The following is an 11,629-nucleotide window of genomic DNA, read 5'->3' on the forward strand; positions in this document are numbered from 1 at the left end:
GGGATGCCCTCGGCCAGTTTGGCCAGCATGTCGCCGACGCCGCCGGTGACACCGTGCTCGGGCGGCGGCTGCTGCCGGGACAGCTCGGCCGCCCGGGCCCGCACGTCGTCGGTCAACAGCAGCTCGCGGCAGGCGACCGCGACCAGGTTGTCGACGCTGATCTCGGGAATCGACCGCTGATCGGCGACCGAGAACATCCGCATCTCGGTGACCTCGTCGCCCCAGAACTCCACCCGCACCGGGTGCTGGGCGGTCGGCGCGAAGATGTCGAGGATGCCGCCGCGAACGGCGAATTCGCCGCGCCGACCGACCATGTCCACCCGGGTGTAGGCCAGCTCGACCAGCCGGGTGATGACCATTTCGAACCCCCCGTCGGCGCCGGTGTCGTTGCCGACGGTCAGGGTCAGCGGCTCAAGCAAGCCCAGCTGCGGGGCCATCGGCTGCAGCAGCGAGCGGACCGCCGTGACCACCACCCGCAACGGTGGGCCCAGCCGGGCGTCGTCGGGGTGGGCCAGCCGGCGCAGCAGCATCAGTCGAGCGCCGACGGTGTCGACACCCGGTGAGAGCCGCTCGTGGGGCAGCGTCTCCCAGGACGGGAACATCGCGACGGAGTCGCCGAAGACGCCACGCAGTTCTGCGGTCAGGTCATCGGCCTCGCGGCCGGTCGCGGTGACGACCAGCATCGGGCCGTGTTGGGCCAGCGCGCTGGCGACGAATAGCCGGGCGCTGGCCGGGCCGACCAGCGATAGTTCGTCCGGCCGGTCGGCGGCGAGGTCGACGAGTCGCTGCAGCGTCGGCGCGCGCAACGCCAACTCCACCAGCCCCGCGATCGGGGTGATGACAGACTCCTGCCCCGGTGCGGTCATGATGCCGCCCATTGTATGGGCCCAAGATTGGGCCAGAGCTACGCCAACCGGTCGTCGACCGTAACGCCACGGCGAAAAATCAGGGCGAAATTCGCCGTGGCGTTCCGCTCGTGGAACCGTTTCGCACCGTCGTCACCCGCCTGCTTCCGCGACCCTTGGGCATACGGGAAATCGGCAAGCACGCCTTGAACAACTTCCTCAATGAGTGCGGCCGTAGGTCACTCGTCCTGCAGGTGTGGATCGGCCTCCAGGTGGGTCAGGCCATTCCACATCAGGTTCACCAGATGTGCGGCCACGACCTCTTTCTTGGGTTCGCGGGTGTCGAGCCACCACTGGGCGGTCATCGACACCGAACCGACCAATGCCTGGGCATACAGCGGCGCCAGACCGGGGTCCAGGCCCCGACGAGCGAAATCGCCGGCCAGGATCGAGCTGACCTGGCTGACGGCGTCGTTGAGCAGGCTGGAATAGGTGCCCGAGCTGATGGCCGCCGGCGAGTCGCGAATCATGATGCGAAAGCCGTCGGTGCGTTCCTCGACGTAAGTCAGCAATGCCAGCGCCACCCGCTCGACGCGCACCCGCGACCGGTTGTTGGTCAGCGACGACGTGATGCCATCCAGCAGGGCTGACATCTCCCGGTCGACGACGACCGCGTACAGCCCTTCCTTGCCGCCGAAGTGCTCGTAGACGACCGGCTTGGACACGTTGGCGCGCAGCGCGATTTCCTCGATCGAGGTGCCCTCGTAGCCGCGTTCGGCAAACAGCGATCGGGCGATATCGATGAGCTGATGCCGCCGCTCGCTGCCGGTCATCCTGGCGCGCGGCGCACGCACCTCTTTCTCCGGCGCTGCCACGTCTCTCAGGTTATCCGTTGCACTACAGTCTGACGAAGGCATCGGTGTGCGGGGTCGGTCAGCAGGCCTGCTCGCCGCGGGTGCGCGGTCCGTCGTGGTGTAATCGGCAGCACATCAGATTTTGGTTCTGAGAGTTCAGGTTCGAGTCCTGGCGACGGAGCTACCTTGCCCGCGAGGCCCTGCGGCACATCAAGCACGATCGGGCGACCTAACCGGCGGCGCACCTTTTTTGCCGCAGACGTGCAGATAATGACACGCTGGAGGTGCACGCCCGGGCAGGAATCAGCCAGAAGCCGAGGAGGTTGGATGGCAACGCAAGGCGAGTCGGCGGTCATCATCCTGGCGGCCGGGGCCGGAACGCGGATGCGCTCGGACATCCCGAAGGTGCTACATCCCCTTGCCGGGCGCAGCATGCTGGCGCATTCGCTGCATTCGATCGCCAAGATGGCACCGCAACACCTGGTCGTTGTGCTGGGGCCGGACCACGAAAGTATCCAGCAGGTCGTCGGCGAATTGGCCCACACGCTGGGGCGTTCGATCGAGGTGGCGATACAACACCGCCAGCTCGGCACCGGCCACGCGGTGCTGTGCGGCCTGTCGGCGCTGCCCGACGATTTTGCCGGCGCCGTCGTCGTCACCTCCGGCGACATCCCCCTGCTCGATGCCGACACGCTGGCCGATTTGGTCGCCGTGCACAACTCCCGGACCGCGGCGGTCACCATGCTGACCACGACGCTGACCGATCCCACCGGCTACGGCCGAACACTGCGCACGCAGGACAACGAGGTGATCGGCATCGTCGAGCAGGCTGATGCGACGCCCTCTCAGCAGGAAATTCGCGAGGTCAACGCCGGGGTGTACGCCTTTGACATCGCCCGGCTGCGCTCGGCGCTGAGCCGGCTGTCAGCCGACAACGCCCAACAAGAGCTGTACCTCACCGACATCGTCTCCATCGTCCGGCAGGACGGGCAGGTGGTGCAGGCCCGGCACGTCGATGACAGCGCGCTGGTGGCCGGCGTCAACAACCGGGTCCAGCTGGCCGAGCTGGGCGCTGAACTCAACCGTCGTATCGTCGCCGCCCACCAGCTGGCCGGGGTGACCATCGTCGATCCCCTCACCACCTGGATCGACGTCGACGTCACGATCGGTCGCGACACCGTCATCCAGCCCGGAACTCAGCTGCTCGGCGGCACCCGCATCGGCAGCCGCTGCGCGATCGGCCCGGACACGACGCTGACCGACGTCACCGTCGGCGACGACGCGTCGGTGGTCCGCACCCACGGCACCGGCGCCTCGATCGGTGACGGCGCGGTGGTCGGCCCGTTCACCTACCTGCGGCCCGGTACCGCGCTGGGCGCCGACGGCAAGCTGGGCGCATTCGTCGAGACCAAGAACTCCACGATCGGCGCCGGCACCAAAGTGCCGCACTTGACCTACGTGGGCGATGCCGACATCGGCGAGCAGACCAATATCGGCGCCTCCAGCGTCTTCGTCAATTACGACGGTGAGGCCAAGCACCGCACCACGGTCGGCTCGCATGTGCGTACCGGCTCCGACACCATGTTTGTCGCCCCAGTCACCGTCGGCGACGGCGCATACACCGGCGCCGGCACCGTGGTGCGCGAAGACGTACCGCCGGGTGCGCTGGCGGTTTCCGGCGGTCAGCAACGCAATATCGAAGGCTGGGTGCAGCACAACCGGCCGGGCAGCGCCGCCGCTAAGGCCGCGGAAAAAGCCAAGCAAGAACTCGAGGACGACCAGACGCCATGACCCACCAGGCCTCATCTCGGCTACCCATCGGAGCACGTCGCTTACGATGGGGCCGTCTCCATTCCCCTAATACGATCCCGATAATGGCGAGGGCAGCACGGTGAGCCACGACTGGACCGACAACCGCAAGAACCTAATGCTGTTTTCTGGCCGCGGGCATCCCGAGCTGGCCGAGCAGGTAGCCAAAGAACTCGACGTCCACGTCACCGCGCAGACCGCGCGCGAGTTCGCCAACGGCGAGATCTTCGTGCGCTTCCACGAGTCAGTGCGTGGCTGCGATGCCTTCGTCCTGCAATCGGCCCCCGCGCCGGTGAACAACTGGCTGATGGAACAGCTGATCATGATCGACGCGCTCAAGCGTGGCAGCGCCAAGCGGATCACCGCGGTGATGCCGTTCTACCCCTATGCCCGGCAGGACAAGAAGCACCGCGGCCGCGAACCGATCTCGGCGCGACTGGTCGCCGACCTGCTCAAGACGGCGGGAGCCGACCGGATCGTGACCGTCGATCTGCACACCGATCAGATTCAGGGCTTCTTCGACGGACCCGTCGACCACATGCGCGGGCAGAACCTGCTGACCGGCTACATCGGGGACAACTATCCCGACGGCAACATGGTGGTGGTCTCCCCTGACTCCGGCCGGGTGCGCATCGCCGAGAAGTGGGCCGACGCGCTGGGCGGTGTTCCGCTGGCCTTCATCCACAAAACCCGCGACCCGCGAGTGCCCAACCAGGTGGTGTCCAACCGGGTAGTCGGCGAGGTGGCCGGACGCACCTGCGTGCTGATCGACGACATGATCGACACCGGTGGCACCATCGCCGGCGCGGTCAAGCTGCTGCATGACGACGGCGCCAAGGACGTGATCATCGCGGCCACCCACGGCGTGCTGTCCGACCCGGCATCAGAACGGCTGGCTGCATGCGGTGCCCGCGAAGTGATCGTCACCAACACCCTGCCGATCGGCGAGGAGAAGCGGTTCCCACAACTCACGGTTTTGTCGATCGCGCCGCTGCTGGCCAGCACGATCCGCGCGGTGTTCGAAAACGGTTCCGTCACAGGGCTATTCGACGGAGACGCATAGATGGCAGGTGAAGCCATCATCTACCACAACCCTAAGTGCAGCACATCGCGGAATACGCTGGAGTTGCTGCGCGACAGCGGTGTTGAGCCCAAGATCGTCCAATACCTCAAGACACCACCGACCCGTGCCGAGCTGGTGAAAATTATCCGCGATGCCGGAATCGATGTACGCAGCGCGGTCCGCAAACGCGAGCCGCTGTACGCCGAGCTCAACCTGGCCGACGCAAGCGACGACCAATTGCTCGACGCCATGGCCGAACATCCCATCCTCATCGAAAGGCCGTTTGTCGTCACACCGAAAGGCACGCGGTTGGCACGTCCGATGGACAGGGTGCGCGAAATCCTGTGAGGCCCCGGTTATGCGCAGCCACGGTGATGGCCCTGGCTTTGACCGTGTTGCCGGTCGGGTGCGGATCGAAAAGCCCCGATTACAAGTCGATTTGGACCAAGACAACGACGACGGCCACGTCGACTGAGGCGCCGGTGCCGTTCGCGCAGTATCTGGAAAGCAGCGGGGTAACCGGAGAGGCGGTGGCGCCCGACAAGCTCACCGACTTGTCGGTGTCGATTCCGGTGCCGCCGGGCTGGGAGAAGGTCGAGAAGCCAGGTATCCCGCCCACCACGGAGACGATCGCCAAGGACGGCAAGATCCCCACCGCGATGCTGTTGGTGTTCAAGCTGAACGGAGAATTCGACGCCGCCGATGTGGTCAAGCACGGCAACGCCGACGCCAGGCTCGCGGAGAACTTCAAACTGCTCGACCAGTCCGGCGCCAACTTCAACGGCTTTCCGTCGTCGATGATCGAGGGCAGCTACGACCTCAAGGGCGAACGGATGCACACCTACAACCGGATCGTCCTTGCCACCGGCCCCGCGCCCGCTCGCCAGCGCTACCTGGTTCAGCTCTCGGTCACCAGCCTGGCCCAGCAGGCCGCCCCGGACGCAGCCGACATCCAGGCGGTCATCCACGGATTCACCGTCGCCGCTAAGTAGCTGCCGGCGCGCTACTGCAGGCGCATTAATGTGTTTGCCATGACGCAGTGGACCGCCGCAGACCTGCCCTCGTTCGCCGGACGCACCGTGATCATCACCGGCGCCAACAGCGGCCTGGGCGCGGTGACGGCTCGCGAGCTGGCCCGGGTCGGCGCCCAGGTCGTCCTGGCCGTGCGCAACACCGGAAAGGGTGAGGCCGCCGCCCGGGATATGACCGGAGATGTCGAGGTGCGCCGACTCGACCTGCAGGAGCTGGCCTCGGTGCGCCAGTTCGCCGACGGGGTGGACACCGTCGACGTCCTGATCAACAACGCCGGTGTGATGGCCGTCCCGCACGGAGTGACCGCCAACGGCTTCGAAACCCAGATCGGCACCAACCATCTCGGTCATTTCGCGCTGACCAACCTGTTGCTGCCCAAGATCACCGACCGGGTGGTGACCGTGTCGTCGCTGATGCACTGGATGGGCTACATCAGCCTCCGCGACCTGAACTGGACGTCGCGGCCCTACTCGGCGTGGGTGGCCTACGGCCAGTCCAAGCTCGCCAACCTGTTATTCACCAGCGAGTTGCAGCGGCGCCTGAATGCGGCTGGCTCGCCGCTGCGTGCGCTGGCCGCCCACCCCGGTTATTCGCACACCAACCTGCAAGGGCAGACCGGCCGCAAATTCGGCGACGCGGTCATCAACCTCGGTACCCGCCTGCTCGCTTCAGACGCCGACTTCGGCGCCCGGCAAACGCTATTTGCCGCCTCACAAGATTTGCCGGGCAACAGCTTCATCGGGCCGAGCTTCGGCATGGCCGGCCGCAGCCGGCCGGTCGGGCGCAGCCCGCTGGCCAAACGCGCACGTACAGCCGGCGCGCTCTGGGAACTCTCCGAACGGCTCACGGAGACCAAATTTCCGCTCTGAGGTGCTGATGCGCTAACCTGACCGGGCGTCACGGCGAGGGTGGCTTGCGGGTGAACTCGGCCCGCCACCGTTATCGACGGGGACCGATTCAGACCGATGTTGCGGTTTGTCGCGATTCTCGCCGTGCCAGGAAAACTGACACAGGAGCTCTCACCATGGCTAAATCTGCGACTTCACCGGTCAATCAACTGACCGTCTCGGTCCGCACCCAAACGGGCAAAGGCGCGTCCCGGCGGGCCCGCCGCAACGGCAAGATTCCCGCCGTCCTCTACGGTCACGGCGCTGACCCGCAGCACCTGGAGTTGGACGGACACGACTTCGCCGCGGTGTTGCGGCACTCCGGCACCAACGCGGTGCTGACCCTCGACATCGACGGCAAAGAGCATCTGGCGCTGACCAAGGCGCTCGCTATCCACCCGATCCGCCACACCATCCAGCACGCTGATCTGCTGGTGGTGCGCCGCGGCGAGAAGGTGGTCGTCGAGGTCGGCATCGACGTCCAAGGCGAGGCCTCATACGGCACCCTAGTCACCCAGGAGGCCAACACCGTCGAGATCGAAGCCGACGTGTCGTCGATTCCGGAGCAGTTGGTCGTGTCGGTCGAGGGCGCCGAACCCGGTACCCAGTTCACCGCCGGGCAGATTGCGCTGCCCCCGGGGGTCACCCTGATCGACGACCCGGACATGCTCGTGGTCAACGTGGTGAACGCGCCGACCGCCGAAGATCTCGAGAGCGAAGGCGCCGGCGAGGTGGCCGAGGGCGAGGAGCCAGAGGAGGCCGCCGAAGAAGGCGAGGCCGAGGCGCCCGAGGCCGCCGAGTCCGCGCCCGAATCCGAGTAATTCGTGGCCGGCCCGATATTGGTGGTCGGCCTGGGCAACCCGGGGCCAAACTATGCCCACACCCGGCACAATCTGGGGTTCATGGTCGCAGACCTGCTCGCCGCCCGAATGGGTTCAACGTTCAAGGCGCACAAGCGTTCCGGCGCAGAGATTGTCACCGGCCGACTCGGCGGACGTTCGGTGGTGCTGGCCAAGCCGCGCTGCTACATGAACGAGTCCGGCCGCCAAGTAGGCCCACTGGCCAAGTTCTATTCGGTGCCCGCGGCTGAAGTGGTGGTCATCCACGACGAGCTGGACATCGACTTTGGTCAGATCCGGCTGAAAATCGGCGGCGGAGAGGGTGGTCACAACGGGTTGCGCTCGGTTGCGGTCGCGTTGGGCACCAAGGACTTTCAGCGCGTGCGGATCGGGATCGGCCGACCACCGGGACGTAAGGATCCGGCGGCGTTCGTGCTGGAGAACTTCACTGCCGCCGAACGCCCGGAGGTGCCGACGATCTGCGAGCAGGCCGCCGACGCCACCGAGTTGCTCGTCGAGCTGGGCCTTGAGCCGGCCCAAAACCGGGTCCACGCCTGGTAAGTCCGTCGCAGTAGGTCATCGCGACTGGTCCTCGAGCGCCTGGTGGGCAGCGTTGTATCCCGGCGTAAACGTGATCCCCGGCCCGCCATGGCAGCCCGCGCCGCCAAGGTACAGTCCGTCGATCGGAATTGGCATGTCGATGAACCCCTTGGGCCCAGGCCGGTTGGGCCCCATCAGGTCCGGGTGCAGCAACCCGTGGCAAAAGTCGCCGGAGGGCGCGGCGAACATCGTCTGCATGTGGTAGGGCGCGAAGGTGATATGCCGTATCTGGATGTCGCGGAAGTTGGGCGCGAAGCGGGTGATCTTGTCGATGACCTTCTCTGCCATCACGTTTTTGAGCTGGCCGTGGAGATCACGGCTGGTTTCGACCGGGAACGCATAGGCGAACGCGCTTGCGGCGTGCTTACCCGGAGGCGCCATCGCGGGGTCGTGGACGGATGGAATCTGCATGCCCATCGACGGATTGTCGGGAATGATGCCGCGCCTGCACTCTTCCCATTGACGCTGCTGTTCCTCGGGTGAGCCGAAGATGCCGATGGACCCTTGCATGCCGGGTTCGTTGAGGAAGTCGTAGGGCGGGGCGAATTCCGGCAGGCCGTCGAGCGCAAAATGGATCTGCACGAACGACGCCCGATGGTCGCGTCCGCTGAGTCGAGTGACAAGCTCTGCGGGCAGGTGCTCGGCGCCGACCATGTCGATCAGCGTCAAATCGGGCGACAGGTTGGAAACAATCACCGGTGCATGGATTTCCGAGCCATCGCGCAGTCGCACGCCGGTCACCCGACCGTTGTCGGTGAGAATCTTGTCGGCCTTGGCGCGATACCTGACCTCACCCCCGTGCGAGACGAACAGTTCGTGCAGGTGGTTGCAGAGTGCCCCGATCCCCCCTTCGAGCTTGGTCATCATTGCCACGCCGTCGTTGGGGACGGCGAGTGCGAACGCCAAACATGTTGCGCTGCCTGGGGTATACGGCCCACGGTACGTGGAGTTGATTGCAAGGAAGGCGAGCATTCCGCGCAGCACCGCGTGCTTGTCCTTGTCGGGCAGGAAGCGGTCGATAGCATCCATCGCCGACCCGAACAGCACCTCGTGGATGGCTTTGCGCTCGGATTCGTTTGCCGCACAGGCATACATCTCATCAAGCGTCTTGGGCGGTGTGCATACCTCGAAGCGGTCGAGCGCCTTTGCGGGGCCCTGGCTCCAACCGATCATCTCAGCCATGCCCGTAACCGCCTCGGCACCAAGCTTCTCCGCGAGGTGAGTCATCAGCTGCATTGGATCACGGTAGAAGATCATCGGCTCTTCGCCGTTGTCGCCGAGATTAACCGACTGGACCTCGGCATCAATGGTGGGCAAGGTATCAAGCCCGAGCTCTTTGGTGATCTGCGGGGCGGTGGGAAACTGCACGGAACCGGCTATCTCGTAACGGAATCCGTCGATCAATTCGACCGTGGCGGCCATGCCGCCGCTATAGGTGTTGGCCTCCAAGCACAGCGTCCGCATGCCAGCGCGCTGTAGGACCGCCGCCGCGGTCAATCCGTTATGCCCGGCGCCGACCACGATCGCGTCATAGTCCGTCATCACCCATGCTCCTTATCCGAATGCGTTCGAGACCATCCGCCGTCCGTCGAGGGCTAATCTATGTCAGTACTGACGCAATTGGAAGATGTCGCCGCTGACGAACTCGGAAGTATGGTGGGATGCCAGGTATGAGCGAGCGGCCGAATCTGCACAAGTTGCGCCGGTCCAAGACGCACGAGGCGCTGCGGCAGGCGGCCTTGAAGAGATTCGCCAGCGAGGGCTTTGGGAACGTCACCGTCGAACAGCTCGCGCAGGAAGCCGGGGTTACCGAGCGCACGTTTTTTCGGCATTTCCCCAGCAAGGAAGCCGTGCTGTTTCAGGACTACGACTCCCAACTGGAGTGGCTGGCTGATGCGCTGGCGCAGCGCCCACGCTCTGAGTCCCTGTTCGACGCAGTCAAGGCGAGCGTCGAAAGCTTCCCGCACGACCTCGAAGTTGTTCGGCAGGCCGCGCTCGCCCGTGCCGAATTGATCACCGGTGAACAGATCGCCAGCCATCTACGAGTGGTGCAGGCGTCATTCGCTGCGGTGATCACCGACTTCATCAAGCAGCGCTATCCAGATGTGCCGAACATCGAACTGGTCGCCGACGTCGCGGGCGCCACGCTGGCGGCCGCGCTGGTCGTCGGAGTGGAGAGGTGGGGTCGAGGCGGCTGCCGTGAGGATTTGGGCGCCATTACCGCTACATGTCTGGGACTGCTGCGGTCTGGGCTTGCGCCACTTGCGTAGCACGCGCAGCTAGGTGACCAGGGTGACGGAGTTGGCCCGTCGCAGCTTGCCCGACGGCGTCTTCGGAATCGTGCCGGGACCCAGCACCACGACGTTGCGCGGCCGCACGTCGACCTCGCTGACGACCTCGTGGGCCACCTGATGCTCGATGCGGCGCACTTCGGCGGCATCTTGGTACGCGTTGGATTCGACTGCCACGGCGAAGGTCTCGCGGGCGTGCCCGGCGTCCAGTCGCACGGCCACCGCGCAACCCGGGCGAACGCCGTCGACCCGGCTTGCGGCCCGCTCGATGTCGGTGGGGTAGATGTTGCGGCCGGCCATGATGATGACGTCCTTGACCCGACCGCACACCACGATGTGGCCGTTCTCCATCAAATAGCCGAGGTCCCCGGTGTCGTACCAGCCTTGCTCGTCCTGCGCCGAGATGAATCCACCCATGGTGGTGTAGCCCGGGGTGACCGGTTCGCCGCGCAACTCGATCACGCCGACACCGCGCGCCGGCAACACCGCCCCGCTGTCATCCACGATGCGCGCCTCGATGCCCTGCAGCAGCGGGCCGAGCGAAGCCAGCCGGCGGGTATTGCCCTTGGTGGCGGGCACGGCCCGGCGTAGCGCGGCCAGCAGATCGGCATCCACCTCGTCGACCACCAGCCCGTCGCCGAGTTCGGAGAACGACACCGCCAGCGTTGTTTCGGCCATCCCGTAGGCGGGCATGACGGCCTCGGGTCGCAACCCGAAGGGTTTTCCGGCCTCGATCAGATCCTCGACGTCGGCGGGGTCCACCGGTTCTGCACCGGAGAGCGCGAATCGCAGCGTGGACAGATCGAATTGACCGGGGGTTGCTTGTTTGCGCAGCCGCTTGGCGAACAGCGCGTAGGCGAAGTTGGGCGCGGCCGTCATGGTGCCGCGGTACTTGTCAATTAGCTTGGCCCACAACAGCGTGTCGCGCAGGAAGTCCATCGGCGTGACCTTGACCAGCTCGACACCGAAATACATCGGCACGGTCAAGAAGCCGACCATGCCCATGTCGTGGAAGCACGGCAGCCAGCTGAGCATCACGTCGTTGCCGCTGGGATCCATCTTGGCGCCGATGAACATCGCCTCGGCGTTGGAGTAGATATTGCGGTGGGTGATGTGCACGGCCTTGGGCGAACCGGTGGATCCGGACGTCAGCTGCATCAGCGCCAAGTCGTCCTCATCGGTGTCGATGGGGTCGATCGGGTCGGATGCCAGCAGTTGCTCGACAGTCAGCACCTTCAGACCGCGTCCCTCGAGCACCGGCACGGCCGCCACGAACGGGTCGGAGACAATCACCGCCTTCGCCTCGATCATGTCGACAACGACGGTGGTGTCCTTGGCCCACAGCTCGAGGTCGGTGCGCGGCGTGGGCTGGTGCAGCATGGTCAGGCTGGCGCCGCGCATCCACAGCC

Annotated in this window: 11 protein-coding genes, 1 tRNA gene and 1 pseudogene; 9 read left to right on the forward strand and 4 right to left on the reverse strand. The window is 65.6% G+C overall.

Going from position 1 to position 11,629, the window contains the following annotated elements:
* Nucleotides 1–866: pseudogene (locus tag WB785_RS25165) on the reverse strand (transcription-repair coupling factor); the annotation flags it as partial.
* Nucleotides 867–1,084: 218 nt separating this feature from the next.
* Nucleotides 1,085–1,678, reverse strand: coding sequence for a TetR/AcrR family transcriptional regulator (locus WB785_RS25170; protein WP_324851344.1), 594 nt, complete (start codon nucleotides 1,676–1,678; stop codon nucleotides 1,085–1,087).
* Nucleotides 1,679–1,808: 130 nt separating this feature from the next.
* On the opposite strand from WB785_RS25170, the gene WB785_RS25175 reads away from it, so the two are divergent.
* The 8 genes from WB785_RS25175 (at nucleotide 1,809) to pth (ending at nucleotide 7,890) form a co-directional block, all read left to right on the forward strand.
* Nucleotides 1,809–1,880 (forward strand) — tRNA-Gln (locus WB785_RS25175).
* Nucleotides 1,881–2,026: 146 nt separating this feature from the next.
* On the forward strand, nucleotides 2,027–3,490 hold the full coding sequence (glmU, locus tag WB785_RS25180) for a bifunctional UDP-N-acetylglucosamine diphosphorylase/glucosamine-1-phosphate N-acetyltransferase GlmU (RefSeq protein WP_424082889.1): 1,464 nt from the start codon (nucleotides 2,027–2,029) through the stop codon (nucleotides 3,488–3,490).
* Between the two features lie 100 nt (nucleotides 3,491–3,590).
* A complete protein-coding gene (locus WB785_RS25185; RefSeq protein WP_424082891.1) occupies nucleotides 3,591–4,571 on the forward strand; it encodes a ribose-phosphate diphosphokinase in 981 nt (326 codons plus the stop codon).
* Entirely contained in the window at nucleotides 4,572–4,919 is a 348-nt protein-coding gene (gene arsC, locus WB785_RS25190) for an arsenate reductase (glutaredoxin) (protein WP_424082893.1), read from the forward strand. It begins immediately after the preceding gene.
* Between the two features lie 26 nt (nucleotides 4,920–4,945).
* On the forward strand, nucleotides 4,946–5,563 hold the full coding sequence (locus WB785_RS25195) for an LpqN/LpqT family lipoprotein (RefSeq protein ID WP_424082895.1): 618 nt from the start codon (nucleotides 4,946–4,948) through the stop codon (nucleotides 5,561–5,563).
* Between the two features lie 39 nt (nucleotides 5,564–5,602).
* Nucleotides 5,603–6,472, forward strand: a complete 870-nt coding sequence (locus WB785_RS25200) for an oxidoreductase (protein ID WP_424082897.1) — start codon at nucleotides 5,603–5,605, stop codon at nucleotides 6,470–6,472.
* Between the two features lie 155 nt (nucleotides 6,473–6,627).
* Nucleotides 6,628–7,311 carry a 50S ribosomal protein L25/general stress protein Ctc gene (locus WB785_RS25205; protein WP_424082899.1) on the forward strand — a complete coding sequence of 228 codons (684 nt, stop codon included), beginning with the start codon at nucleotides 6,628–6,630 and terminating at the stop codon, nucleotides 7,309–7,311.
* A 3-nt stretch (nucleotides 7,312–7,314) separates the two neighbouring features.
* Nucleotides 7,315–7,890, forward strand: a complete 576-nt coding sequence (gene pth / locus WB785_RS25210; RefSeq protein WP_424082902.1) for an aminoacyl-tRNA hydrolase — start codon at nucleotides 7,315–7,317, stop codon at nucleotides 7,888–7,890.
* A gap of 15 nt (nucleotides 7,891–7,905) precedes the next feature.
* Here pth and WB785_RS25215 read toward each other — a convergent pair whose 3' ends face one another.
* Complete coding sequence (locus WB785_RS25215) at nucleotides 7,906–9,471, reverse strand: phytoene desaturase family protein (protein ID WP_424082904.1); 1,566 nt, start codon at nucleotides 9,469–9,471, stop codon at nucleotides 7,906–7,908.
* A 128-nt stretch (nucleotides 9,472–9,599) separates the two neighbouring features.
* Between WB785_RS25215 and WB785_RS25220 the strand changes: the two genes are divergently transcribed.
* On the forward strand, nucleotides 9,600–10,199 hold the full coding sequence (locus WB785_RS25220; protein ID WP_424082906.1) for a TetR/AcrR family transcriptional regulator: 600 nt from the start codon (nucleotides 9,600–9,602) through the stop codon (nucleotides 10,197–10,199).
* Nucleotides 10,200–10,208: 9 nt separating this feature from the next.
* On the opposite strand, the gene WB785_RS25225 is transcribed toward WB785_RS25220, so the two are convergent.
* Nucleotides 10,209–11,629 (reverse strand): fatty acyl-AMP ligase (locus WB785_RS25225; protein WP_424082908.1); only part of this gene is annotated, 1,421 nt, incomplete at its 5' end.

Source organism: Mycobacterium sp. (genome assembly GCF_049585075.1).
Lineage (GTDB): Bacteria > Actinomycetota > Actinomycetes > Mycobacteriales > Mycobacteriaceae > Mycobacterium.

Coding starts and splice junctions, on each gene's coding strand:
- WB785_RS25170 (WP_324851344.1), bottom strand. CDS start 1,678: ATGACCGGCAGCGAGCGGCGGCATCAGCTCATCGATATCGCCCGATCG.
- glmU (WP_424082889.1), top strand. CDS start 2,027: ATGGCAACGCAAGGCGAGTCGGCGGTCATCATCCTGGCGGCCGGGGCC.
- arsC (WP_424082893.1), top strand. CDS start 4,572: ATGGCAGGTGAAGCCATCATCTACCACAACCCTAAGTGCAGCACATCG.
- WB785_RS25195 (WP_424082895.1), top strand. CDS start 4,946: ATGGCCCTGGCTTTGACCGTGTTGCCGGTCGGGTGCGGATCGAAAAGC.
- WB785_RS25200 (WP_424082897.1), top strand. CDS start 5,603: ATGACGCAGTGGACCGCCGCAGACCTGCCCTCGTTCGCCGGACGCACC.
- WB785_RS25205 (WP_424082899.1), top strand. CDS start 6,628: ATGGCTAAATCTGCGACTTCACCGGTCAATCAACTGACCGTCTCGGTC.
- WB785_RS25215 (WP_424082904.1), bottom strand. CDS start 9,471: ATGACGGACTATGACGCGATCGTGGTCGGCGCCGGGCATAACGGATTG.
- WB785_RS25220 (WP_424082906.1), top strand. CDS start 9,600: ATGAGCGAGCGGCCGAATCTGCACAAGTTGCGCCGGTCCAAGACGCAC.